Here is a 25,200-nt window from a genome sequence, read left to right on the forward strand (position 1 = left end):
CATTTGTTCACCGAGGGCTTACTGTTCGCCAAAAACTTACTCACCATTCATTATTCACTACCCATTAGTTTCTTGCAGGATCCATCCCGCCGCTTTTTCGGCAATCATCAGGGTCGGTGAGTTGGTGTTGCCGCTGGTGATGGTGGGCATCACGCCGGCATCCACCACGCGCAGGCCTTGCACGCCGCGCACACGCAAACGCGAGTCCACCACCGCCATGGGATCGTTCTCCCGGCCCATCTTCGTCGTTCCTACCGGATGGAAGATGGTGGTCCCGATATCCCCTGCCAGCCGGGCCAGGTCGTCATCACTCTGGTACTCCACCCCGGGCTTGATTTCTTCCGGCTCATACTTGGCGAAGGCTGGCTGCTCAGCGATACGCCGGGTAATCCGTAAAGAATCTGCCGCCACACGCCGGTCTTCCTCCGTATTCAGGTAATTGGGGGCAATCGCAGGCGCCTTTCGTGGATCGCGGCTCTTGATACGCACCGTGCCGCGGCTGGTGGGGTTGAGATTGCACACGCTGGCTGTAATCGCCGGATAGGCATGCAGTGGCTGGCCGAACGCTTCCAGGCTCAACGGCTGAACGTGATACTCGATATTGGGATGCGGGTAGTCGCTGGAACTACGCGTAAAAGCCCCCAGCTGCGAAGGCGCCATGCTCATCGGGCCGGAACGTTTCAAGATGTATTCCAGGCCGATGCCCGTCTTGCCCCACCAAGTGCTGGCCATGGTATTGAGCGTCTTGGAGCCGATCTTCACCTTATATACCGAGCGAATCTGCAAATGGTCCTGGAGATTTTCTCCCACCCCCGGCAGATTTTTCACGATGGGAATTGCATGTTCAGCGAGCAGGTCCGCCGGGCCGATGCCGGAAAGTTGCAACAACTGGGGCGAGCCGATAGCCCCGGCACAGACAAGCACTTCACGCCGGGCATGCGCGACCACTTCCTTGCCTTCCCGCTCAAGACGCACGCCGGTACAACGAGAAGTGCCGTCCGCATTAGGCTGACATTCAAGCTTGAGCACTTGCGAGGAATGCCACAAGGTGAAATTGGCGCGCTTGGTGCAGACTGGACGCAGAAAGGCCTTGGCGGTGTTCCAGCGCCAGCCGGAACGCTGGTTGACCTCGAAGTAATCCACCCCCTCGTTGCAACCGCGATTGAAGTCGTTGGTCTTGGGAATCCCTGCCTGTTGGGCGGCTTCGGAAAAATCGTCCAGCACCTGCCATTTCAAGCGCTGCTTTTCTACCCGCCACTCACCGCCATGCCCATGAAAATCCCCATGTGCGGCATCGCTGTCGCTATTGTCGTCCAACCGATAATGGCTTTCGTGCTTGATGAAATCCGGCAGGCAATGCTCCCAGCGCCAGGCATCATCACCGGTAGCCTCGGCCCAGTCGTCGTAGTCCCGGGCCTGACCGCGCATGTAGATCATGCCGTTGATACTCGAGCAGCCGCCCAACGTCTTGCCGCGTGGGTAGAGCAAGGAGCGGCCGTTCAAGCCTTTGTCGGGCTCGGTTCGAAAGCACCAGTCGGTGCGCGGGTTATCGATGCAATACAGATAACCCACCGGAATATGAATCCAGTGGTAGTTGTCGCGCCCCCCCGCCTCGACCAGCAGCACCTTGTTTTTCGGGTCGGCGCTCAGGCGGTTGGCCAGCAGGCAGCCGGCGGTACCGGCGCCCACGATGATGTAATCGTAGTCATGTGTTTGTTGTTGGGTGTCAGCCATGGCCACTGTCTCCGCGCGTGGTTATTTTGCAGTCGGCATCACGAACTCGGCGCCGGCATCGATGGAATCCGACCAGCGCTGCATGATCGACTTCTGCTTGGTGTAGAAACGCACGCCTTCTTCACCATAAGCATGCGTATCACCGAACAGCGAACGCTTCCAGCCACCGAAGCCATGCCATGCCATGGGCACCGGAATCGGTACGTTGATGCCCACCATGCCCACCTGAATGCGGCGGCCAAATTCACGCGCCACGCTGCCGCTTTCGGTGAAGCAGCTCACCCCGTTGCCGAACTCATGGTCGTTGATCAACTGTATCGCTGTCGCCACGTCCGGCACCCGCACGCAGACCAATACAGGGCCGAAGATCTCTTCACGGTAGATGGTCATCTCCGGGGCCACGTTGTCGAACAGCGTGCCACCCATCCAGAAGCCTTCGGCATTGCCGTCACCGGTCACGGAGGAATCGAAATCCCGCCCGTCCACCAGCAATTCGGCGCCTTCCTGAACCCCTTTTTCGATATAACCGGTAATGCGCTGGTGCGCCTGAGCGGTCACGATGGGGCCCATCTCGGCGTCCAGTTCCAAGCCGTTCTTCACTTTCAGGGCCTGGGTGCGTTCCGCCAGGGCCGGCATGATCTTGTCGGCGACATCGCCCACCAACACCGCCACACTGATCGCCATGCAACGCTCGCCGGCGCTGCCGTAAGCGGCGCCGATAAGCGCATCCACGGCCTTGTCCAGATTGGCATCGGGCATCACCACCATATGGTTCTTGGCCCCGCCCAAGGCTTGAACGCGCTTGCCGTTCCTGGCGCCACGCTCGTAGATCAGGTTGGCGATCGGCGTGGAGCCGACGAAGCTCAAGGCTTTCACGTCCGGGTGGTCGAGCAACGCTTCAACGGAATCCTTGTCCCCCTGCACCACGTTGAATACACCATCCGGCAAGCCGGCCTGCTTGAGTAAATCGGCCATCAACAAGGAAGCGCTGGGGTCGAGCGGGCTGGGCTTGAGAATGAACGTATTACCGGCGGCAATCGCCACGGGGAACATCCACATCGGCACCATGACCGGGAAATTGAACGGGGTGACACCCGCCACCACGCCCAACGGCTGTCGCATGGTCCAGTTGTCGATCCCGGTGCTGACCTGCTCGGTATAATCGCCCTTGAGCAATTGCGGAATGCCGCAGGCAAATTCGACGATATCGATCCCCCGAGCGACTTCACCCTGGGCATCGGTGAACACCTTGCCGTGCTCAAGGGTGATCGCCCGGGCCAGCTCATCCTTATGGGCATTGAGCAATTCCAGAAAACGAAACATGACCCTTGCCCGGCGCAGCGGCGGCGTGTCCGCCCAAGCTGGAAAAGCGGCTTGAGCCGCCGCCACGGCGCTTTCGACATCCGCCGGCGAAGCCAAGGCGACTTGCGCGGACACCTTGCCGCTGGCGGGATTGAAAACATCCTGGCGCTGGGCGGGTTCAGTCTCTACTACTTGGCCATTGATATAATGATTAATTATTGTGTCAGACATATAAGAAAGTCCCGTCAGCTTGATCTAGGAGAATGGTCTAGAAGAATTCTTGCAGTTGATCCCAGCTTATCGTCCTCATCCCAGGGATCAATTGAGAAATTCAAAAGCTGGTTATAAGCTTTACTAATATCACTCTAGGCACTCATATCACTCCAGGTGGATAGCCCATGCAAGACTTCCATGCGTTGAGAGCCTTTGTCACCGTCGCTCGGGAAGGTAGCGTCTCGCGCGCGGCCGAACGCCTTCATCTGACCCAACCGGCCATCAGCCTCAAGCTGAAGCACTTTCAAGAAATCTTGGGGTTGACGCTATTCATTCGGCGTCCGCAAGGGCTGGCATTGACCGCGGACGGCCATGCGCTGCTTCCCGCCGCCGAAAATGCTCTGGCGGCCGCCCAGACCTTCGAACAGGCCGCCGCCGCCTTGCACAGCACCCTGCGGGGACGCCTCAAGATCGGCACCATTGTCGACCCCGAGTTTATTCGGCTGGGCGCTTTCCTGCGCCGCCTGGTCGAACGTGCGCCACAGCTGGAAACCGAGCTTCATCACGGCATGAGCGGCAGTGTTCTATCGCGGGTGCATAACGGCGAACTCGATGTGGGGTTTTTCCTCGCACCTCCGGGTGAAGGCCCCGATGACGCCGTGATGGCTCATCAGGAGCTGACCCACTTTCATTATCATGTGATCGCCCCCGCCGGCTGGGAAGCGCGCCTGGCGAAGAGCGACTGGAAAAGCCTTGCCGCGCTGCCGTGGATCGTCACTCCCGGTGATTCCGTGCATCACCGCCTGCTCGACCAAGTGCTCGCACCCCTTGGCGCCGTTCCCAATCAAGTGGCTCAGGTCGACCAGGAAGCCTGCATGCTGGATCTGGTACGCGCTGGGGTCGGCCTTAGCCTGGCACGGGATGCCTTGGCGATGAGCGAACGCCAAGAGCACGGTCTGCTTGTGGTCGACAACATACGCCTGGCCTGTGCCCTCAGCGTTATCTGGCGCCGTGACCGTTACGAGGAATCTGCCATTCGCACCACACTGGAGATATTGGCAGAGGTATGGAAAAGCCGGCCGGAAGTATCCGTTTCAGTCACTAACCCCGGAATGTAAAAAATATAAATATCAACAAATTAAACCGAAAAAAAGCCAATACAAAAGCATTAAAACAATCTATTAAGCGTTAACCATGCGGCGTCTTAACTCCCTTCACGGAACCCTTACTGCGACTGACACTCAATGGGAGAGGTACACCCATACTGGAGCGCTTCCCCTATGAGCCACTCGATGCACACTTTCCTGCTCAGCCCTCTGGTCCTTGCGCTAGGGCTGAGCGCTTCCTCCAGTCTTCTTGCCGAGACTGACGACACCCGCCTTGCCACCTTTGCCGGTGGCTGTTTCTGGTGCATGGAACCTCCCTTTGAACGCCAGCCGGGCATTGACGATGCTGTCTCCGGCTATATCGGGGGTAGCGTGGAAGACCCTAGCTATGAAGCCGTTACTCAGGGCGATACCGGCCATGCTGAAGCAGTTCAGTTTCACTATGACCCGGAGCAGATAAGCTACCCGCAGCTTCTGGAAGTGTTCTGGCGCAACATCGACCCCTTCGCCGAGAACCGCCAGTTCTGTGACGTCGGCTCTCAATACCGCTCGGCGATCTTCTATCATGATGAAGAGCAAAAACGCCTGGCGGAAACCTCAAAAACCGAGCTGGAAGCGCATTTCGGCCGTGACATCGCCACGCAGATCGTGCCCGCCGATACGTTCTGGGAAGCCGAGGAATACCATCAGGACTACGCGGAACGCAATCCACTGCGCTACAAGTTTTACCGTTACAGCTGTGGGCGTGACGAACGCCTGGAGGAGGTCTGGGGTGAAGAAGCCGGCGGGCCGACATTTACCGGCGCCGATTGAACATACCGCCTCGCTGAATAGCCAAGAATAACCGCACCTTCTTTTCTATACTGCCGACAAAAGCCAATCTTCACGTTAGCGATAGCTCAGGTGAAGAGGCTCAACGTCAATGTGTAATGTATAGAAAAGGATAAATAAACGATGGATACATCAGAACAGGCTCAACCACGCCAACCCGGCATGGAACATCTCATGTCACCGGAGCCCGACTACCAACCGCGTTATCCCGGTTCTGATCGGCTCAAAGGCAAGACCGCACTGATTACCGGGGGCGATAGCGGGATTGGACGCGCCACCGCTGTGTTGTTCGCACGCGAAGGCGCCAATGTCGCTATTCATTACAAGGATGAACACGAGGATGCCGAGACCACCCTGGCCCTCATGCGAGACGAGGGCTGTGACGGTCTCGCGCTAAACGGCGATATCGGCACCAAGCAGGAAGCAAAGCGGGCCGTGGAGGAAACCGTTAAACGGTTCGGTGGCCTGGATATCGTGGTCAACAACGCCGGTGAACAGTACGCCCAATCCAACGTCACCGATATTCCCGAAGAGCAGATTCGACGCACTTTCGATACCAATTTGTTCGGCCCATTTTTTGTGGTGCAATCCGCCTTGCCGCATTTGAAAGCCGGGGCTTCGATTATCAATGTCACCTCGGTCACCGCCTTTCGCGGCCAGGACCTGTTGGTGGATTATTCCGCCACCAAGGGCGCCCTTCTGTCGTTGACACGTGCCCTGTCCAGCAAGCTGGCGGAAGACGGCATTCGGGTCAATGCGGTGGCCCCCGGCCCTATCTGGACGCCATTGATTCCCGCCTCCTTCCCCGAGGAAAAGTTAGCCAAATTCGGCAAGGGTTCACCGTTAGGCAGGGCTGGCCAACCCAATGAAGTCGCCTCATGCATGCTATTTCTGGCCTGCGAGGATAGCTCCTTCATGACCGGCCAGACGCTGCATCCCAACGGGGGAGATCTCGTTGGCGGCTGACGCTTTCGAGACGTTTTTTTGAAAAACTGTATCGCTCTCTACCCTGCGGCCAGGGCCTGGCGCTCCAGCTCATCGACCATGCCCGGCTCCAGCTTCAATGCCGAGGCAAGTTGCTCCAGCCAGGCACGCTCCATGGGATTTTTCTCATCGATCACGGCCACGCTCATCAGGTAGATCTCACGGGCGGCTTGCGGGGAGTCTGCCTCGCGCGCCAACGCCTGGGCATCCAGCGGTGCCTTGAGTTGATGCTCTACCCAGGCATGCAGCTCCTGGTCAGCGCCCAGGGCGTCGATTTGCTGAGTAATCAGTTCCTGCTCACGCGCATCGATATGCCCATCGGCACGTGCCGCCATGATCATGGCTTGCAACAATTCCAGGCTTCGCCGCTCCTGAGTGGAACCGCTCAGGCTCTCCACCGGTTTACCCTCGGCCGCTTCATTAGAGGCACTTGCCTGGGAATTCTGCCAAGCCTTCCAGGCCAACATGCCCACCCCGGCAATCGCGCCGTACTTCAATGCCTTGCCGCCCAGTTTACGGCCGCGTCTGGAACCCACCAATAGCCCCATGGCGCTACCGCCCAGCAGGCTTTTCATATCGAAACCGCCCTCGCTTGACGCCTTGCCGGACTGCCCTTTTTGCCCCTCGTTACCGCCCAGCTGCTTGGAAAGCCCTTCCAGAATGCCTTTCACATCCATTGTGCCGCTGCTGCCTTTTTTGTTATTGCTGCTGCCACCGGCTTGTTGCATCAACTGCTGAAGAATCTTGCTTGCGTTCATGATCGGCCTCTTGGCTGTCGCTGCTCTGGTTTGGTGACGGGATCTGGCTTCGTGAGATGATCTGGACAGTGTAGCGCCGATCTAGTGACTGTCGCCCACCTTACCCAAGCGTTGCCAGGCTTGTGCGTTTGGCATGTAAGGTTTTCTTGCTCCGTCACACTAAAGCCTAGACCTGACGAGAGGTGGTGACGGCAGGTCTCAAGTGCTCAACAATTCGACACGACGAGGTGTGACATGAAAATGAAGCTTTTGACCGCTGGCCTGCTCACAAGCCTGATGATGGCCGGCTCTGCCCTAGCCATGGATTCCGAAGCCGTCGAGAAGCATATGGCCAAGATCAACGACAACTACATCAAGACTGCCGAGGAAGAAGGCAAGATCAAGGCACTTGAGGAGAAGGTCGAAGAGCTCGAGGCCATGATCCAGATGATGCTCGACGATCAGGATTCCTGACCGCTATCAACACCCTGATGCCCGACCACGAGCTCCCGGTGCGTTGACGCTGGGGCTCGCGGAAAGCTGCACGGTGACGGCTTCGGCGTCGTGGACCGTTTCGGGACGTATGGTGAGACGGGATGGTGTCGGCATGGATCTCAACTCAGGAGCCTCACCCTACTCCTACTTGCCCACCAGCCAATGGGTCACGCCGAGCGCCAGCACGATAGCCGCGATGGCCAGCATCTCTTCGGCCGAGATGGTGGCAATATCCAAGATGATCACCTTACGCGCGATAGCCATCAAGGCCGTCGCGATGACCAGCCGAATGGGCAAGACATTGGTGCCCAGGTAAAGCCGAATGTTGATGAAGATTTCCACGGCGATCAGCACCACCATGAAGGCACCGAAGATAACGAAGATGTCGGCGACTTCAAAAAGCATTACTGGCGGTGAGATGAACTTGGTGTAGAGCACATAGATGACATCCAGGACGCCCCAGATGATTACCAGCACCATCATTACCGCCAGTAGCTTGATGGCGTAGCGAATGATGATATGCAACCGCCTGATCAGCGGATCTTCATGCTCCTTCGGCAACTCGTCATGCAACAGCCTGTGCGACTGAGATGTTTCCTTGTCGTTGCCATCGTCTTGCATCGATTTCTCCCGATCGGCCCCACGAAACCAGGCCTTGATTGTTCAATACGCCGACCACTGTCTCAACCGCTGTGAGTGACCCTTTTATCGCCGATGATTGTCTAACTGCTAAGTTAGTGAGGGGTCGCCATAACGATTCTCTCGGGTAAGTTCGCCGTCAGAAAACACCCTGTCGTTCGTGAAAAGAGGACAACACAATGATCGAGTCACTGGAAGATCTCGAAGCCGTTAAAAAGTCGTGTCATTCATTGGTCACGAAGAGTTCAAGACTTTCTGCCGGCGCAGCGATCATTCCAATCCCTGGTGTAGATATAGGGTCAGACGTTGCCATATTGATGCGGTTAATTCCCGAAATTAATCAAAAATTTGGTTTATCGCTTGAACAGATCGAAAGCCTCGACACCGAATCCAAGCTGTTTGTGATGACCGCCATTTCCAACACGGGCAGCAAGATGGCCGGGAAATACATCACCAAAAAGCTGATCGTGCTGCTGCTAAACAAGGCGGCAGGCAAGGTAGCGGCGAAAGGGGTTGCCAAGTTCGTTCCCTTCGTCGGCAGCGCCGTGGCAGGCGGCATCAGCTTCACCGCCATGAAGTACATGGGAAACAGCCATGTCGAAGATTGTTACGCCATTGCTTTGGCAACTCTGGAAAAGAAAAGGCTGGAATCCGTGATCGTGGTCGTACCCGAGCAAAAATAGCGCTGCCAGCTCTGCCATACCGCTTACGTCATCCAATACGGTGAGCTAGGCAACAAGAGGCCTCGTAGGTGATCCCGAGACGAATTGTTCAGTGTTTCCTTTGCAATAACTCTCGCTGCATCCTTGTTCTGGTTGAGATTGTTTAAACACGGCGCTACTGAGGCCGGGCTCGCTGGATAATCGCCCCGCAGTCCAGTCCGCTTGGCAGGCAACCGTAGTTCATGCCGGGCTGTGGCTGCAGGCGCGAGGCGACGAAGGCATCCGCCACCGCACTCGGCGCATGCTGAATCAACAGGGCAGCCTGCAGTGCCAGGGCCATGCTGTCTGCCACCTGGCGGGCGCGGTACTCGAGGGTTTCGCGATCGGCAAACTGCGCCTTGAGTTGGCCGACAAAGCGGTCAAAGGCAGGCTCGCTACCGGAAGCTCGGTTCAGCTCGGCAAAGTACGCTTCCAGCACCGCCGGTTCACGGCCGATGGCGCGCAGAATATCCAGGCACTGCACGTTGCCGCTGCCCTCCCAGATGGCGTTCACCGGCGATTCACGGAAAAGCCGCGCCATGATGTGGGTCTCAATTACGCCCGTTCCGCCGATGACCTCCATCGCTTCATAAGCGTGGCTGGGCGTGCGCTTGCAGATCCAGTATTTACCCACTGGAGTGGCGATACGTGAAAGCAGCCGCTCGTGCTCATCGTGCTGGTTATCCATGGCCCTTGCCATGCGCATCATGTAGGTGGCGGCGGCTTCGCTCTCCAGTGCCAGATCCGCCAGAAGGTTCTGCATCAGTGGCTGCTCGCTCAGCGTGGCGCCAAACGCCTTGCGCTGGCTGGCGTGATGCACCGCCTGGGCGGTGGCCTGGCGCATGCCCGCCGCCGAGCCGATCATGCAGTCGTAGCGGGTCATGCCGACCATTTCGATGATGGTGCGCACGCCGCGCCCCGGCTCGCCTACCCGCCAGCCCAGCGCGCCGCGCAGTTCCGCCTCGCTCGAGGCATTGGCCACGTTGCCCATCTTGTCTTTGAGCTGCTGAATTTGCAGTGCATTCTTGCTGGCATCCGGGCGCCAGCGCGGCACCAGAAAGCAGGTCAGGCCCGCATCGAGTTGCGCCAGTACCAAAAAGGCGTCGCACATCGGCGCGGAGACGAACCACTTATGCCCCACCAGCTCATACGCCTTGCCATGGCCGTCGTGGCCAATGAAATAAGCCCGGGTGGTGTTCTGGCGCACGTCCGAGCCGCCCTGCTTTTCGGTCATCGCCATGCCCAGCGTTACGCCCTGTTTCTCGCCATCGGGGCAATTGCGAGGGTCGTAGTGCTCAGCCGTGGCTTTCGCCTGCCAGTACCTAGCAAGCGCGGGCTCGTGCTGCAAGGCCGGTACTGCGGCAAAGGTCATGGTAATAGGGCAGCCGTGGGCTGCTTCCACCTGAGCTTGCAGGTAGTACTTCGCCGCCCGCGCCACCTGGGCGCCAGGGCCAGGCTCTCGCCAGGGTCGGCTGTGCAAGCCTTGCTCAATGGATGCTTTCATCAAGGCGTGATAGCTGGGATGAAAATCCACGACATCTACACGATGCCCGTAACGGTCGTGGGTGCGTAGCCGCGGTTTTTGCGCATTGGCCTGGAACCCCAGTTCGATGGTCTCGGCGCGGCCCGTCCACTCGGCAAAGCTGCAGATCTCCTCCTCCGCCCAGCCGGCCCCTTCGCGCTTCACCGCCGTCTGCAGTACCGGGTCGGCCAGGTAAGGGTTGTAGTCCTCAAGCGGGGCGGGCTGGTTCTTTACCCTGTGCGTGGCCGCGCCAAAGCGGTCCTGCATGGGTGCGGGTAACTCACTCATTGGTGTTCTCCTCGTGCCAGGGGCAGCCATCATCCCTTGCGCTCACGTACTCTAGAGGTCTCCCGGTAGGCCACGTAGCCTGCTTGAATCATCATCCAAAAAAAATGAATGAATAAAAATAGAAGCGACCTACTATTGAAGAATAGCGTTACTTAATCCAACCACTCAACCCAGTGCCAGGAGGCCATGGTGAGCATTCCCCAGCCCGAACTACTTCATTTTGACAGCGATGAAGCCAACGGCTACCCCAACTCCCCGCTGCCGGTGCTGATTTACCGTCAGGTTCTCGACACCGGTAATGCCGAGGAGCGAGCCGATACATTCGAAACCATGTTCAAACGCCACGGCTGGCCACCGGCGTGGCGCTACCATCTGTATGACTTCGACCACTTTCACTCCACCGCACACGAAGCATTGGGCATCTTCCGTGGGAAGGCCCGGGCACGGCTGGGTGGGCCTAACGGCCGTGAGCTGATGCTTTACGCGGGCGACGTGCTGGTGCTTCCAGCGGGGGTTGGGCATGCCAGCCTGGAAGCAGACGATGATTTCTGCATGGTAGGCGCCTACCCACCGGAGCAATACCCCGAGATAGAGCGCGGCGACCCGGCACAGCTTGCGGCCGCACAAGCGCGGGTGGCTTCAGTGGACATACCAGAAAACACCCCGGTAGGCGGGCCACTGACACCGCTGTGGGGACAAGCCACTTAAATGGTCCAAGGCACTGCCGACAGTAGATTCATGGTAGAGGGAATGGAAGAAGCCTAAAGAGCAACTCCGCCTGCGAAGGTGGGAAAGACAAGACGTTACCCCACTCAGCTGCGGTTTGGCAGCGCAATAACTCCTTTCAGACAGACGGAGTCTTGCCCCAGTGTCACAAGGCGACATAGTTGATTACCGATCGGTAATTTTTAGGGCGTTTTTAGCCCCTAAAATCGCACAGTTACCGCTCGGTAATTATCTGGTTGTAGAGCACAATATTTAAGCCTAGACTTACCGAACGGTAATCACATCCAGGCTCCCATGACTTCCAACAACGCCTCCTCCCCCATGACCACTACCATTCGCCAAAGCGAAGACCTTGGCAAACTGGTGCGCCAGCTACGTGCCGAGCAAGGGTTATTACAGATCGATCTGGCCGGTCTCGCCGGCACCGGCAATCGCTTTATCGTCGATTTGGAACGGGGCAAGCCGACGCTACAGTTGCAGAAAGTGCTGGACGTGCTGGACTTGATGGGGCTTGAAGTCGTCGTGAGACGCAAGGGTGGCAACCGCCATGGCAAGTGACGATACCTTGGCTGTGTACCAAGGCGAAAGGCACGTCGGGTGGTTGTACGATACCCAGCCACTACGCTTCGAGTATGCCCCTGAGTGGTTGGAGTACTCCGAAGCGGTGAGTTTGTCCCCTTCAATGCCTCTCTCGCAGCAGGTTCACGCAGGCGATAACGTGTTGGCTTACTTTGAGAACCTTCTGCCGGAAGGTGATCTTCGCCACCACCTGGGACTTCGCCATCACACCACGACTGTTTTTGGGCTGCTGAAAGCCATTGGTGGAGATACGGCCAGCGGCTTCACCCTGCTTTCACCGGGCGAGTCACCGGCTCCGCCGCACTACCGGCCTATTCGCTGGGAGACCGTGGCGGAACACTTGCAACAGCGGCAACGAGGCCCTTTGTTCTCGCAACAAGGCGAAGAGGCGCGTATCTCACTCGCCGGCGCTCAAAACAAATTACTGCTGATTAACAGTTCCGTGTAAGACCATGTGCAACACTATAAAAAAACGCAAGGAAATCAACAAGTGAATTCCTTGCGCGCTCAATTTATGTGCCTTTAAACCACTTAAAAATAAGTAACTTACTTGTTAATCGTTAATCGCTACTCCCACTCAATCGTCGCGGGCGGCTTGCTGCTTACGTCATACGTCACCCGCGAGACACCGTTGATCTCGTTGATGATGCGGTTGGAGACTTTCTCCAGCAGCTCATAGGGCAGGTGCGCCCAGCGGGCGGTCATGAAGTCGATGGTTTCCACGGCGCGCAGGGCGATCACCCATTCGTAGCGGCGGGCATCGCCGACCACGCCTACCGATTTCACCGGCAGGAACACCGCAAACGCTTGGCTGGTCTTGTGATACCAACCCGAGTTGTGCAGTTCTTCGATGAAGATGGCGTCGGCTTCACGCAGGATGTCGGCGTAGTCTTTCTTCACTTCGCCGAGAATCCGCACGCCCAGGCCCGGCCCCGGGAAGGGGTGGCGGTAGACCATGTCGTAAGGCAGGCCAAGTTCCACGCCCAGTTTGCGCACTTCGTCCTTGAACAGCTCGCGCAGCGGTTCGACCAGCTTGAGCTTCATGGTTTCCGGCAGGCCGCCCACGTTGTGGTGCGACTTGATCACGTGCGCCTTGCCGGTCTTGGCGGCGGCGGACTCGATCACGTCCGGGTAGATGGTGCCCTGGGCCAAAAAGGCCACGCCTTCGATCTTGCTCGACTCTTCATCGAAGATGTCGATGAAGGTGTTGCCGATGATCTTGCGCTTGGCTTCCGGGTCGTCTTCGCCTTTCAGGCGCGACAGAAACTGGTCTTCGGCATCAACGCGAATCACCTTCACGCCCATGTGCTTGGCGAAGGTTTCCATCACCTGGTCGCCTTCGTTCTTGCGCAGCAGACCGTTATCCACGAACACGCAAGTCAGCTGGTCGCCGATGGCCTTGTGCAACAGCGCCGCGACCACCGAGGAATCCACCCCGCCGGAAAGGCCCAGCAAGACGTGGCGGTCGCCGACCTGCTCGCGAACGCGGCCGATCTGGTCTTCGATGATCTGCGCCGGGGTCCAGAGGCGTTCGGCACCGCAAATGCCCAGTACGAAATGCTCGAGAATCCGCTGGCCCTGCAGGGTGTGGGTGACTTCCGGATGGAACTGCACCCCATAGAACTGCTTTTCTTCCCAGGCCATGGCGGCAATCGGGCAGCTGGGGGTGGACGCGGTCACGGTGAATTCACTGGGCACCCTGGCGACCTTGTCGCCGTGGCTCATCCACACATCCAACAGGCCCTTGCCGGTTTCGTGGTCGAGGTGGTCCTTGATGTCCTTGAACAGCGCGGTCTCGGCGTCGATGCGAATCTGGGCGTAGCCGAACTCCTGCACCTTGGAGCCTTCAACGGCGCCGCCCAGCTGCTCGGCCATGGTCTGCATGCCGTAGCAAATGCCGAACACCGGCAGGCCCATTTCGAACACGCACTGCGGCGCGCGGGGGGAGTCCAGTTCCGTGACCGACTCCGGCCCCCCGGCAAGGATGATGCCGTTGGGGTTGTAGTCGCGAATCTCGTCTTCGGTGATATCGAAGGCGCGTACTTCGGAGTAGACGCCGATCTCGCGTACCCGGCGGGCGATCAGCTGGGTGTACTGAGAGCCGAAATCCAGAATCAGAATCTTGTGGGCATGAATATCAGTCATTTCGGTCTCTTAGCCTACCCGGTAGTTCGGGGCTTCTTTGGTGATCTGGACATCGTGCACGTGGGACTCGTTGAAGCCTGCGCCGGTGATCTGGACGAATTCCGGCTTGGTGCGCATTTCTTCAATATCGCGGCAGCCGGTGTAGCCCATGGAGGCCCGCAAGCCGCCCATCATCTGGTGAACGATGGCGCTCATCAAGCCTTTATAAGGCACGCGGCCTTCGATGCCTTCCGGCACCAGCTTTTCCGCGCCGTCGCTTTTGTCCTGGAAGTAGCGGTCGGCACTGCCCTGGCTCTGGGACATGGCGCCCATGGAACCCATGCCGCGGTAGGCCTTGTAGGTACGGCCTTGGTAAAGCTCGACTTCGCCAGGCGCTTCTTCGGTCCCTGCAAGCAACCCGCCGACCATCACGCAGCTGGCACCGGCGGCAATCGCCTTGGACAGATCACCGGAGAAACGCACACCGCCATCGGCAATCAGCGGAATATCATATGGCTTGAGCGCTTCGGCAACGTTGGAAACCGCGGTGATTTGCGGCACGCCGACACCCGCCACGATACGCGTGGTGCAGATCGAGCCGGGGCCGATGCCCACTTTCACACCGTCGGCACCGGCTTCGGCCAAGGCTCTGGCGGCGGCGGCGGTGGCGATGTTGCCGCCGATCACCTGGATCTGCGGGAAGTGCTTCTTGGCCCAGCGCACCCGGTCAATCACGCCCTGGGAATGGCCGTGAGCGGTGTCGATGATGATCGCATCCACGCCGGCTTCCGCCAGTGCCGCAATACGCTCAGCGGTTTCCGGGCCGGTGCCGACGGCGGCGCCGACCAGCAAGCGGCCGTCGCTGTCCTTGGCGGCGTTGGGGTAGGTGCGGGCTTTTTCGATATCCTGGAAGGTCACCAGGCCACGCAGATGAAAGTCATCATCCACAATCAGCATCTTTTCGATGCGATGCTCGCGCATCTTGGCCTTGCTTTCTTCGAGCTGGGTACCTTCGGCCACGGTGATCAGGCGCTCGCGGGGCGTCATGATCGCCTCGACGCTATCGCCGTGGTTGGGCTGGAAACGCATGTCGCGTTCGGTAACGATGCCCACCAACGTTTCCCCTTCGACCACCGGGAAACCGGAGAAGCCGTATTCACGGGCCATGGCCAGCAGGTCTTCAAGCTTAGCCTTGGGGCTGACGGTCACGGGGTCTTTGACGATGACGCTTTCGTGCTTTTTGACCTTGCGAACTTCCGCGGCCTGCTGGGCGATGCTCATGTTCTTGTGGATGATGCCGATGCCGCCTTCCTGGGCCATGGCAATCGCCAGGCGCGCTTCAGTCACCGTATCCATGGCGGCGGAAACCAGCGGGATATTCAGCGAAAGGTGACGTGTCAGGCGGGTCTTGAGGCTGACATCCTTGGGCAGGATATCGGAGAAGCCGGGAACGAGTAATACATCATCGAACGTAAGCGCTTCTTGGGCCATACGTAGCATAGCGGCAACACCCATGGTTGAGCAGATGGGAAGAGGAGATACGAAGGGTTAATCCCCCATTGTAACGGCTAGAGCCCCATCCCAGCAATGTAAGGCATGGCAAGTCTTGGGCGTGATAAGCTGCGTGGCGGTTTTTCTCTCATTTTTTAATCATGAAACCTTTTATGTCGTCTCCCGCTATTGAAGCCCTTTCCGTCAGTGAGTTGAATCGTCGCACCCGCCAGACCCTGGAACGCGATTTCGGTGAATTGTGGGTGGAAGGCGAGCTTTCCAATGTCTCGCGCCCCGCGTCCGGGCACATCTACTTCACCCTGAAGGACGACCGCGCCCAGATTCGTTGTGCGCTGTTTCGCCAGCGGGCGCGCTTCGTGGGCGCGCCCATGCGCGACGGCGACCAGGTAAAACTGCGCGGGCGGGTATCATTGTTCGAGCCACGCGGCGACTATCAGTTGCTGGTAGAGGCGGTGCAGGCGGCGGGCTTGGGGGAATTGCTGGCGGCCTATGAGCGTTTGAAGCAGCAGCTCGACGGCGAAGGGGTGTTCGCCAATGCCCGCGCCCTGCCCTTTCCGCCGCGCAAGCTGCTGATATTGAGTTCCGCCAGCGGGGCGGCGATTCGCGATGTGCTGGCGGTACTCGCGGCGCGCTGGCCGCTGGTGGACGTCACGCTGATTCCCTTGCCGGTGCAGGGCGCCGAAGCCGCCCCTGCGATGATTCGCGCCCTGGCGCTGCTCAACCGCCAGCGCCGACTAGACCCGGCGCGCGATGCCATCCTGATCACCCGCGGCGGCGGCAGCCTGGAGGATTTGTGGGCGTTCAACAACGAGCATCTGGCCCGGGCGATCTTTCATTCGCGCCTGCCGGTGATGTCTGCGGTGGGCCATGAGATCGACACCACCCTGGCGGATTTCGCCGCCGATGTGCGTGCTCCGACCCCTTCCGCCGCCGCCGAACGCCTGGTGCCGGACCAGCAAGCCCTCAAGCGCAGGCTCAAAGAACAGCAACAACGCCTGACGCAAGGCATCGCCCGGCGTCTGGAGCGCGAGAGCCAACTGCTCGACAGCCTGCGTGCCCGGCTGCGCCATCCGGGGGAGGCGTTGAACCGCCAGCGCCAGCACCTTCAAGGGCTGCAAACCCGGTTGTTGCGCGCCCAGCAGCAGACCCTGGCCCAGCAACGAGCCCGGCTGGATCAGCTTATGCGTCGGCTAGGGGGCCAGGATCTCAGGCGCCGTCATGCCCAGGCACAACAACGCCTGGAAAACGCCCGAGCACGCCTGGATCAGGCCATGGCTCGCCGCCTGTCGCAGGAGCGCCAACGCCTGGAAGGCGTGGGCCGCGAGCTCAATGCGGTAAGCCCCTTGGCGGTACTGGGGCGCGGCTATGCCATCGTGCATAACCACCAGGGTGAGGTCATTCATCGCGCCCAGGACACTCAGCCCGGCCAGGCACTCAAGCTACGCCTGGGCGAAGGCAGTTTGACGGTGGAAGTGAAACGGCGCTACAAGCGCTGAGAGAAAACGCTGCCAAACGCAGCGGCTATGTCCGCTCCGGCGGTTCGTAAAGCCGCCATCTCAGGCCTTTCGGGTCAAGCTCGAACACCACCGTCGCCAGGGTGTTTTCCTCGTCCGGGTCATCCGGGGCGAGGCGCAGAATCGGCAAGCCTTCACCACCGGTATCGTGCAGCAGCGCCAGGGGGTCGCGTAGGCCAGCGGCAAGCAGGGCTTCGCCGCGCTGCTGGCGGTCGAAGGATGACTGGGTAATTTGCTGTGCGGCCTGCCCGGTTCGATGATGCAGCGCATGATTGGCGTGAACCCGCGGCTCAGTGACCGAACGTACCGAGACCTCGCCGCCGCCGAATTCCACGCTGAGTATCTCGCCGGTTGCCGGTGCCGCCAAGGTGAAATGAAAACCAGCGCTGTCCGGGAAGCGCCGCAGTAACGCCACGGCATCCGCAAGACTTGACTGGTTCAATACGGCGCGGCCCAGCACCATGCGCGGCACGTTGGGCGAAAACGCCGCCAACCGCAAATTATTGACCGTCTGAACGAGGCCTTGGCGGGTAAAGGCAAAGGTATGCCCGGGCAGTGAACCGGGGTAGCAGAAAGCGGTAAAGCCCTGGCCCTGCGCGGGCTCCACGTCCACCATGAAGCAGTGGCCACGCAGGCACGGCAAGCCGTCTTCGTTATGCGCGATCAGCGGGGACTCGCCGGGCAATTGCACAGAGGTACAGCCATCCGCCGTGTCGGCCAGCAATTCCCCGCGACAGTTCCAGGCAAGCACCTGCTCCAGAGGTAACTGCAGCCCGGCGGCCAAGCCTTCGAGTTCCGCCCAGACCGACGGAAAATGGCGTTGCGTGGTAGCCGCCATCCGGGCGACAGCCGGGTGATGCCTCGCCGCTTGAATCTGTGCCCATAACGTGGTCGCGGTGAGCTCATGCTGAACCGCATCGCGCCCCAAACGGCCCAGCGTCTTGCCCAACTCAAAAGGGTCGCCACTCAGGCGCTGAATTGGCATAAGCCGGTCATATGTCGGTGGATTTTTATGGCTCAAGAGGCTAGGCACCCAGGTTCGCTGTATTTCTTGACGAACTTACCCATCTCCCTCGCGGGTTACCAGTTCAGTTCCCGTATTTCCGCTGTGGCACGAGGTATCGGGCACATTACCTCCTTCCAGCGCCAGGCCAAATTACAATGAGAGGTCATTACCCAAAAGCTTTACCCCCCCCTTAAACATAACATTCTTATAAAGAGAATCCTTATTAAATCCTGTTTCATGAGACATCACTTTGGCTTTCAATAATTCGACGCCATTACGCTGCTTTCTTATGAGCTTTCTATTTTCTAGGGCAGACATACATCGACTGACATGGACACTGGTAATGCCTAGCAAATTACCGGTGATGGCCTGCGTAATCGGTATATTAAAATAATTTTCTGTTATTATTTTTGAAAAAGACAGCCTGGCGTGCAGCTCAAGCAGGAAATGCGCCACTCGCTTTTCCGCTTGGTATTGAGTACAACTCCTTAAGCGCTCTATCAAAATATTGTCATGAATAATAATTAAACGCAGTATTGCACTACCGATATTTTCATTCTCTTTAGCTAAGCCATGTAATGCGGAATATTTCATACCCACCAAACTGCCACTGGTAAGCATTACCACTTCAGCATTTTCCCCTGTCAGAAAACTCTCGCGCAAACCAATAATATCTCCAGGTAAAAATATATCGATTATTTCACGATCGCCATTTCCCGAAGGAACAAACGAGCAAGCCCACCCGCTTTCCAGAACATAAACATCTGATTCCGCACCCCCACCCGCCTTCAATATTTGATGCTTTTCAACAGCAAGCCGCTCACTTTCTTCCTTTAAAAACAGATATCTGTAATCAATTGGCAGCTCGGCATACTGTCCCAGACAATGATAAAAAAAACCATCCCGGAACGTTTGCCACCCATCCGTCATAATCGACATTCGATCATTATTTTCACTTGATTTCCTCATTCCTTGAGTCCTCACAGCTAAAATTTATAAAAACTCGCTCTCCAGTTTTAACAAAAGTTATATATGCAATTTTATTTAACAAAACCCAACTACAACGTAGTGTAGAGAGAGAAATCTCTCCACACCATGGCTGTAAAATTTGAAAGTTTCTCAGTCTGCAGAACGGACTTATGGCGCTTGATTCTTACACTAGCTCTTTGAGCAATACCTTGGATTTTCGCGCCTGGTTATAAGTGTCGCGTTTGAGTGGCGGGAGCTCTTCGAGGGTGGCCGGGCGAAAGCCATGCTCGACGAACCAGTGAGCCGTGTGAGTGGTCAGCACGAACAAGCTGCTTATGTTGTGTTTACGGGCACGGCGCTCCAAAGCTTCCACCAGCCTTTCACCACGCTCACCACCTCGATAACTGCTGTGAACCGCCACGCAGGCAAGCTCGGCAATATCACTTTGCGGAAACTCGTGCAGTGCCGCGCAGCCGATCACCATGCCGTCACGCTCGATCACCACATAATCGTCGATTTCATGCTCCAGGCGTTCGCGGGAACGCGCCACCAGCATGCCACGGCGCTCCAGCGGCTCGAGGAGATCAAGCAGCCCTGCGATATCGTTCAGGGTGGCAGGGCGCAACTGCTCATAGCGATGCTGAGTGATCATGGTGCCCACGCCATCGCGGGTGAACAGCTCTCCCAGCAGGGCGTCGTGGTTGTGCCAGGAAAGCAGGTGCGTGCGGGCCACGCCCTGGCGTGACGCATTACAGGCAGCCTGCAAGTGACGCCTCAATTCACTGTCGGTTTGGGCATGCTCAAGGCGAGGTTCGGCCTCCGCCGGGGTCAGCTGGCGTAACAAAGCCCCCGCTTCATCGCGCAAGCCTTCGGATTCCCCCAGCAAAATCAATTTATCGGCATTTAGCGCCACCGCTGTCTGCTGGGCGACTTCCGAGGCATCCAAATCAAACACTTCGCCGGTGCTGGAAAATCCCAGCGGCGAGAGCAACACCAGCGAGCCCTTGTCCAGTAGCCCCTGAATGGCACCACCCCGCACCCGGCGCACTTCACCGCTGTGGTCGAAATCCACGCCATCCCGGACCCCCAGCGGCTTGGCCATGACCAGATTGCCCGAGACCACGGTCAATTCCACGCCATGCAGCGGTGTACTCGGCAAACCCAGCGATAGCCGCGCTTCCAACCACAGGCGTTGATGCGCCGCGACTTGCTCGACCTGAGCCATGACCGTTGAATCGGCTACCCAGCGGCCGTCATGACGTGTGGGAACGATGCCCGCTGTCATTAGCGCCTGTTGAACCTGGGGACGAATACCGAACACCACCACCAGGCGTACGCCCAGGGTATGCAACAGGGCGAGGTCCTGAATCAGTTGTTCGCCGCGACCGGATGCCATGGCTTCACCTTCGACAAGGATCACGAAGGTTCGTCCACGGTGCGCATTGATATAGGGCGATGCGTTACGGAACCAGTCAACGAAAGGGAAACGCGTATCCAAGGGCCGCTCTCCGGCAGCAGGTGAAAGACAATATCCGCCCCTACTTTACCAGACCCACAAAAACGGCGGCACCACTGTCGTGATACCGCCGCTTTTTCGTTACGTCTTTCTAGCCGTGATAAGTCAACTTCAGCCGAAAATGGCCTTGAAAATAAAGAAGAAGACAATCGCCAAACCAGCACCGGCCGGCAGGGTAATCAACCATGACATGACGATGGTGCCGATCACACGCAAATTAAGCGCTGCCATACCCCGTGCCAAGCCGACACCTAAGATTGCGCCGACCAGCGTATGCGTGGTGGAAATCGGCAGGCCGGTACCCGATGCCAGTACCACGGTAGTAGCAGCAGCAAGTGTTGCAGCAAAACCCCGGCTGGGGGTCAGCTCGGTAATCCCGGTACCCACAGTTGCAATGACCTTGTGGCCGTAAGTAACCAGCCCGACCACGATACCGCCACCACCCAGCACCAGCACCCACCAAGGCACCAAGGCAGCACTTTCGATGACACCGTCACTCTGTACCACGCTGATGACCGCTGCCAGCGGGCCTACGGCATTGGCCACGTCGTTGGAGCCATGGGCAAACGCCATGGCACAGGCGGTAAAGATCATCAGAACGCCGAATACACGCTCGACATTGGCATAGCCGAAATGGTCTTCGGCGTCTTTCACATACGTCACCCGGCGTTCCATGACGATACCCAGGCCCATGATCAACAGCCCCACCCCAAGGGAGAGCAGGAAACTCTGACCGAAACTGAAGTCGAGCCCGACGTGCTTGAGCCCCTTGGTCATGGTCACCATGGAAATGATGAATCCTACCAGGAATACATAGACAGGTACGTAGCGCTTGGCCGCCGCAAAGGGGTCATGGTTTTCAAAGATCAAATGATGCACGGACTTGAACAATAGAAAGCCCAGGGAACCAGCCAATAGCGGTGACACCACCCAGCTGGCGGCAATCATGCTGACTCCGCCCCAGTCGATGGTATGGGCTCCAAGACCCACCAGCGCAAAGCCTACAATAGCCCCCACGATCGAATGCGTGGTGGAAACCGGCCAGCCTTTCATGGAAGCGATCAGCAGCCAGGTAGCCGCTGCCAAAAGCGCTGCCAGCATGCCGTAGACCAACAACTGGGGGTCGTCCTTGAGCAAGGCAGGATCAACGATACCCTTGCGCACGGTATCGGTAACTGCCCCCCCGGCCAACCAGGCCCCTAGAAACTCGAACACCACGGCAATGATGATCGCCTGCTTGATGGTGATCGCTTTCGACCCCACCGAGGTGCCCATGGCATTGGCGACATCGTTGGCCCCCACACCCCACGCCATGAAGAAGCCGAATAGACAGGCTAGGATGATGAATACTTCACTGTACTGAGTAATGATCAGCATAAGGGCCCCTTAGCGCGCTGTCAGAATCTGTAACCGACTACCTACGCGCTCGGCGCGGTCGGATAGCTCACCTACCCAATCGATGATCTTGTACAGAAAAACCACATCCACTGGAGGCAATTCGCTTTCCAGTTCGAACAGCAAACGGCGAATCGCCACTTGCTGTCCATCCGCTTGATGTTCCAGGGTATGCAGCTCACGAATCATGTTCTGCATGACATCCGAGACATTGCGGCCGAAGCCGGATTCAAGCAGGTCCTTGAGTTCTTCCAGCGCTTGACGCGCCTGGGCCACGCAAGCCACCGAGGTACGCATGTAATCGCGCATCGGGTCGGCCAATGCATCGGGCACCCGCATCTTGCGTCCCAGCATGATGCCGGTAATATCGCGCACCTTGTTGGCTATCTTGTCCTGTACGCTGATCAGGTCGAGCAGATCCGAGCGCGATACCGGCAAGAACATGGTACTGGGCAGATTCAAGCGCAGGTCGGTCTTGAGCTCGTCGGCCTCGTGTTCGAGGCGCGTGACGTTCTCACGCAGTTCATTGGCGGTGTCCCAATCCTCCTGCAAGGATGCTTCAAAAAACGGCAGAAGTTGATCGGCACATTCATTGGCCTTGACGATGTGGGCCAGCAGCGGCTGAAATGGCGAGCGGCCGAACATCGCGGAAAAAGGGTTGGTGGTTACCATAATGCCTTTAAGCCTGTTTTCGGGGGGAGCCTGGAAATGGCGGCGCCAGTATAAAGACTGCATACCGTGCCGTCATGAAAAGTTCATAATGTCATCAAAAATTCATCAAAACATCATGCAACCGAGGTAGCAGCATGGCAAAAGATAGCCGAAACACTCGGGAAGTCGAATTGAAACTGGCCTTGGCCGAAGACGGCCCCGAGGCACTCGCCACGCATACCCTGCTGGCTTCACTGCCTTGCCGTAAGCAACAGCTGACCAACACCTACTTCGACACCCCGGAAGGTGACCTGGAAGGCGCCCGCATGGCATTGCGCCTGCGACAGGTAGATGGCCGCACCCTGCAAACCCTGAAAACCGCAGGCCAGGGCGGCGGCGGCATGTCCGAACGCGGGGAATGGGAATGGGAAGTGCCCGGCGGACAGCTTGATCTTGACAGCCTGAGTGCGCTTCCTGTGATGCACGACTGGAAAAGCGCGGCACTTGAACGGCTTGCCCCCCGCCTACAGACGAATTTCACCCGTACCACCTGGCAGCTCGATGCGTCGGGAAGCTCTATGGAAGTGGCACTCGATCAAGGTGAAATTCGTGCCGGCTCCCACCGTGCCAGCATCCGCGAGGCTGAACTCGAGCTTGTCGCAGGCAACCCCCAGGCACTTTGGACGGTCGCGCTTTCCCTCGCTGAAACAGTCAGGTTACGCCCCGCCGACATGAGCAAGGCAGCGCGGGGCAACGCCCTCTTGCAGCAGCATTGGGCATTGCCGGAAGCAGTAACTCCCGATCAATGGTTGCAGCGTGCCATTGTGGCACTGGATGCTTATCACGACAGCACGGATGGCTATTTTCTCCGGGCAGCCCATGACGCCTTGCGGGAATTGGCGCACCATCAGGCACTACACTGTAAAGAACGGCTATTGGCCGAACGATTAATCTCGCAACTCGACGACAGTGGTGAGTTTGCTGCGGCATTCGGCCAGGTGGCACTGAAGCTCTGGCGTCACATGGCGTTAGAAACCACGCCTACCTGAAAAAGTTAGCCGAAGCAGTCAACGATATTTACAATTTAGGAAGACAGCATGGGGTCTGGATTAAAACCGGCTAATGTGGGAATTCGCAAACGTCTATTTCAGATCATTTTCGAGTCTGACACACCCCTTGCCAAGGGTTTCGATATCGCCCTGATCGTCGCTATCATGATAAGCGTCATGGTGGTCATCCTCGATAGCGTCACTGCCCTTCATTTGCGCTTCGGTAGTTTTTTTTACTATCTCGATTGGATGCTGACGGTGCTGTTCACGGTAGAAATCGCCCTGCGAATTTACTGTCTGGAGCGGCCCTGGCTATACCTGAAAAGCTTTTACGGCATCGTGGATATCATCGCGGTGCTTCCCACTTGGTTGGCGCTGCTGTTCCCCGGCGCTCAGGTTCTCTTGCTGGTCCGAATGCTGCGAATACTACGGATATTTCGCGTTCTCGGCCTGTTTACCTTTGTCGGTGAAGCACAGTTGTTGCTGGATGCGCTGAGGCGCAGCCTAAGGCAGATACTGTTGTTCTTCTGCAGCATTTTCATGCTGGTGACATTGTTCGCCTCGCTGATGTTTCTGATCGAATCGCCTGAAGCGGGCTTCACCAGCATTCCCAAGTCCATCTACTGGGCAATCGTCAGCCTGACCACGGTAGGCTATGGGGATATCGTCCCCGCCACCTCGTTAGGCCAGGCAATCACGGTGGTGCTGATGCTCATCGGCTATTCGATCATCGCCGTGCCCACCGGGGTGTTTTCCGCACAAGTCATTCGCTCGATCCGCGAGGAACGCTATTCCCATGAGGCCTGCCCCGGCTGCGGTTACGACCGCCACGAAAAGAAAGCCCGTTATTGCTTGCGCTGCGGCACCTGGCTGGATGAAACCACCGAAGATCCTCGCAAACGCCAATAAGAACAGGTAAAGCATCGGTTATTAAGATTTCTTAAGCTTTAAATGGCTCAACATTTCCCCGGCCTTCACGCAAGATCTTGGGCGGCAGTTCGCGTAGATCAATCACGCTGGTGGGTTCAAGGTGACAGGCGCCGCCGTCGATGATCGCATCCAGATGAGCGGCGAAACGCTCACGAATCTCTTCCGGATCGGTCATGGGCAGCTCTTCGCCCACCGGGATCAAGGTGACGCTCATCAAGGGTTCACCTAGGGCCTCCAGCAAGGCATGCGTGATCCGGTGATCCGGCACGCGCACCCCGATCGAACGCCGCTTGGGATGTAACAGCCGGCGCGGCACTTCGTTGGTGGCATCCAGAATGAAGGTGTAGGGTCCGGGCGTATGCGCCTTCAACAAACGAAAAACGTCATTGTTCACTTTGGCATAAGTGCCTATCTCGGAAAGATCCGAACACATCAACGTAAAGTTGTGCTTTTCATCCAGCGAGCGTAACCATTTGATCTTGTCGATGGCTTTCTTGTCGCCCAGATGGCAACCCAAGGCATAACCCGAATCAGTGGGATAGGCCACCACGCCGCCTTTGCGGATGATCTCGATGGCTTGATCAATCAAGCGCTTCTGGGGGTTTTCCGGATGAATCTGGAAAAATTGGCTCATGCAGTACTCCTGTGACCTAAGGAACCAGTGTGACAGTAAGAAA

24 protein-coding genes are annotated in these 25,200 nt (G+C 57.8%); 11 read left to right on the top strand and 13 right to left on the bottom strand.

Annotated features, from left to right (window positions below; all coding sequences use genetic code 11):
* Window positions 1-57: 57 nt before the first annotated feature.
* Together GPM19_RS02765 and GPM19_RS02770 are read right to left on the bottom strand one after the other, a co-directional pair.
* Complete coding sequence (locus GPM19_RS02765; protein ID WP_160417362.1) at window positions 58-1,734, bottom strand: GMC family oxidoreductase; 1,677 nt, start codon at window positions 1,732-1,734, stop codon at window positions 58-60.
* Window positions 1,735-1,755: 21 nt separating this feature from the next.
* Complete coding sequence (locus GPM19_RS02770) at window positions 1,756-3,267, bottom strand: CoA-acylating methylmalonate-semialdehyde dehydrogenase (protein WP_160417363.1); 1,512 nt, start codon at window positions 3,265-3,267, stop codon at window positions 1,756-1,758.
* A 167-nt stretch (window positions 3,268-3,434) separates the two neighbouring features.
* Here GPM19_RS02770 and GPM19_RS02775 point away from each other — a divergent pair, with 167 nt between their 5' ends.
* The 3 genes from GPM19_RS02775 (at window position 3,435) to GPM19_RS02785 (ending at window position 6,152) form a co-directional block, all read left to right on the top strand.
* A complete protein-coding gene (locus tag GPM19_RS02775; RefSeq protein WP_160417364.1) occupies window positions 3,435-4,367 on the top strand; it encodes a LysR family transcriptional regulator in 933 nt (310 codons plus the stop codon).
* A gap of 162 nt (window positions 4,368-4,529) precedes the next feature.
* Entirely contained in the window at window positions 4,530-5,168 is a 639-nt protein-coding gene (gene msrA, locus GPM19_RS02780) for a peptide-methionine (S)-S-oxide reductase MsrA (RefSeq protein WP_160417365.1), read from the top strand.
* Between the two features lie 141 nt (window positions 5,169-5,309).
* Window positions 5,310-6,152, top strand: a complete 843-nt coding sequence (locus GPM19_RS02785; RefSeq protein ID WP_202114661.1) for a glucose 1-dehydrogenase — start codon at window positions 5,310-5,312, stop codon at window positions 6,150-6,152.
* Window positions 6,153-6,190: 38 nt separating this feature from the next.
* Here GPM19_RS02785 and GPM19_RS02790 read toward each other — a convergent pair whose 3' ends face one another.
* The gene (locus tag GPM19_RS02790) at window positions 6,191-6,928 is read right to left on the bottom strand and encodes a tellurite resistance TerB family protein (RefSeq protein ID WP_160417366.1); all 738 of its coding nucleotides are present in this window, start codon (window positions 6,926-6,928) and stop codon (window positions 6,191-6,193) included.
* 234 nt (window positions 6,929-7,162) lie between these two features.
* Between GPM19_RS02790 and GPM19_RS02795 the strand changes: the two genes are divergently transcribed.
* Window positions 7,163-7,381, top strand: coding sequence for a hypothetical protein (locus tag GPM19_RS02795; RefSeq protein WP_160417367.1), 219 nt, complete (start codon window positions 7,163-7,165; stop codon window positions 7,379-7,381).
* A gap of 165 nt (window positions 7,382-7,546) precedes the next feature.
* Here the strand turns inward: GPM19_RS02795 and GPM19_RS02800 are convergent, their stop codons facing one another.
* Window positions 7,547-8,023, bottom strand: a complete 477-nt coding sequence (locus GPM19_RS02800) for a phosphate-starvation-inducible PsiE family protein (RefSeq protein WP_202114662.1) — start codon at window positions 8,021-8,023, stop codon at window positions 7,547-7,549.
* A 197-nt stretch (window positions 8,024-8,220) separates the two neighbouring features.
* On the opposite strand from GPM19_RS02800, the gene GPM19_RS02805 reads away from it, so the two are divergent.
* Window positions 8,221-8,724 carry a hypothetical protein gene (locus GPM19_RS02805; protein ID WP_160417368.1) on the top strand — a complete coding sequence of 168 codons (504 nt, stop codon included), beginning with the start codon at window positions 8,221-8,223 and terminating at the stop codon, window positions 8,722-8,724.
* A 154-nt stretch (window positions 8,725-8,878) separates the two neighbouring features.
* On the opposite strand, the gene GPM19_RS02810 is transcribed toward GPM19_RS02805, so the two are convergent.
* Entirely contained in the window at window positions 8,879-10,552 is a 1,674-nt protein-coding gene (locus GPM19_RS02810; RefSeq protein WP_160417369.1) for an isovaleryl-CoA dehydrogenase, read from the bottom strand.
* A gap of 189 nt (window positions 10,553-10,741) precedes the next feature.
* On the opposite strand from GPM19_RS02810, the gene GPM19_RS02815 reads away from it, so the two are divergent.
* The 3 genes from GPM19_RS02815 to GPM19_RS02825 all read left to right on the top strand — a co-directional run bounded on the left by GPM19_RS02815 (window position 10,742) and on the right by GPM19_RS02825 (window position 12,305).
* Window positions 10,742-11,260: a cupin gene (locus GPM19_RS02815; RefSeq protein WP_160417370.1), complete on the top strand. Its 519-nt coding sequence runs from the start codon at window positions 10,742-10,744 to the stop codon at window positions 11,258-11,260.
* 312 nt (window positions 11,261-11,572) lie between these two features.
* Window positions 11,573-11,836 carry a helix-turn-helix transcriptional regulator gene (locus tag GPM19_RS02820; protein WP_160417371.1) on the top strand — a complete coding sequence of 88 codons (264 nt, stop codon included), beginning with the start codon at window positions 11,573-11,575 and terminating at the stop codon, window positions 11,834-11,836.
* Window positions 11,826-12,305 carry a HipA N-terminal domain-containing protein gene (locus tag GPM19_RS02825; RefSeq protein WP_227842110.1) on the top strand — a complete coding sequence of 160 codons (480 nt, stop codon included), beginning with the start codon at window positions 11,826-11,828 and terminating at the stop codon, window positions 12,303-12,305. The genes GPM19_RS02820 and GPM19_RS02825 overlap by 11 nt, the downstream gene beginning before the upstream one ends.
* 119 nt (window positions 12,306-12,424) lie before the next feature.
* Here the strand turns inward: GPM19_RS02825 and guaA are convergent, their stop codons facing one another.
* Together guaA and guaB are read right to left on the bottom strand one after the other, a co-directional pair.
* A complete protein-coding gene (gene guaA / locus GPM19_RS02830) occupies window positions 12,425-14,002 on the bottom strand; it encodes a glutamine-hydrolyzing GMP synthase (protein WP_160417372.1) in 1,578 nt (525 codons plus the stop codon).
* A 9-nt stretch (window positions 14,003-14,011) separates the two neighbouring features.
* Window positions 14,012-15,481, bottom strand: coding sequence for an IMP dehydrogenase (guaB, locus tag GPM19_RS02835; RefSeq protein WP_160417373.1), 1,470 nt, complete (start codon window positions 15,479-15,481; stop codon window positions 14,012-14,014).
* A 164-nt stretch (window positions 15,482-15,645) separates the two neighbouring features.
* Here guaB and xseA point away from each other — a divergent pair, with 164 nt between their 5' ends.
* Window positions 15,646-16,989: an exodeoxyribonuclease VII large subunit gene (gene xseA, locus GPM19_RS02840; protein ID WP_160417374.1), complete on the top strand. Its 1,344-nt coding sequence runs from the start codon at window positions 15,646-15,648 to the stop codon at window positions 16,987-16,989.
* Window positions 16,990-17,014: 25 nt separating this feature from the next.
* On the opposite strand, the gene GPM19_RS02845 is transcribed toward xseA, so the two are convergent.
* The 5 genes from GPM19_RS02845 to GPM19_RS02865 form a co-directional block, all read right to left on the bottom strand.
* A complete protein-coding gene (locus tag GPM19_RS02845; protein WP_160417375.1) occupies window positions 17,015-17,992 on the bottom strand; it encodes a C45 family autoproteolytic acyltransferase/hydrolase in 978 nt (325 codons plus the stop codon).
* A 171-nt stretch (window positions 17,993-18,163) separates the two neighbouring features.
* Window positions 18,164-18,982, bottom strand: coding sequence for a Crp/Fnr family transcriptional regulator (locus GPM19_RS02850; protein WP_160417376.1), 819 nt, complete (start codon window positions 18,980-18,982; stop codon window positions 18,164-18,166).
* Window positions 18,983-19,166: 184 nt separating this feature from the next.
* Window positions 19,167-20,480 carry an amino-acid N-acetyltransferase gene (gene argA / locus GPM19_RS02855; RefSeq protein ID WP_160417377.1) on the bottom strand — a complete coding sequence of 438 codons (1,314 nt, stop codon included), beginning with the start codon at window positions 20,478-20,480 and terminating at the stop codon, window positions 19,167-19,169.
* A 129-nt stretch (window positions 20,481-20,609) separates the two neighbouring features.
* Window positions 20,610-21,875 carry an inorganic phosphate transporter gene (locus GPM19_RS02860; RefSeq protein WP_160417378.1) on the bottom strand — a complete coding sequence of 422 codons (1,266 nt, stop codon included), beginning with the start codon at window positions 21,873-21,875 and terminating at the stop codon, window positions 20,610-20,612.
* A 9-nt stretch (window positions 21,876-21,884) separates the two neighbouring features.
* Window positions 21,885-22,565 carry a TIGR00153 family protein gene (locus GPM19_RS02865; RefSeq protein ID WP_160417379.1) on the bottom strand — a complete coding sequence of 227 codons (681 nt, stop codon included), beginning with the start codon at window positions 22,563-22,565 and terminating at the stop codon, window positions 21,885-21,887.
* Window positions 22,566-22,699: 134 nt separating this feature from the next.
* On the opposite strand from GPM19_RS02865, the gene GPM19_RS02870 reads away from it, so the two are divergent.
* Complete coding sequence (locus GPM19_RS02870; protein WP_160417380.1) at window positions 22,700-23,593, top strand: CYTH domain-containing protein; 894 nt, start codon at window positions 22,700-22,702, stop codon at window positions 23,591-23,593.
* A 48-nt stretch (window positions 23,594-23,641) separates the two neighbouring features.
* Window positions 23,642-24,502, top strand: a complete 861-nt coding sequence (locus tag GPM19_RS02875; RefSeq protein ID WP_160417381.1) for an ion transporter — start codon at window positions 23,642-23,644, stop codon at window positions 24,500-24,502.
* A 31-nt stretch (window positions 24,503-24,533) separates the two neighbouring features.
* Here GPM19_RS02875 and GPM19_RS02880 read toward each other — a convergent pair whose 3' ends face one another.
* Window positions 24,534-25,157, bottom strand: coding sequence for an L-threonylcarbamoyladenylate synthase (locus tag GPM19_RS02880; RefSeq protein ID WP_160417382.1), 624 nt, complete (start codon window positions 25,155-25,157; stop codon window positions 24,534-24,536).
* Window positions 25,158-25,200: the final 43 nt, after the last annotated feature.

The organism is Vreelandella zhuhanensis (assembly GCF_009793355.1).
Lineage (GTDB): Bacteria > Pseudomonadota > Gammaproteobacteria > Pseudomonadales > Halomonadaceae > Vreelandella > Vreelandella zhuhanensis.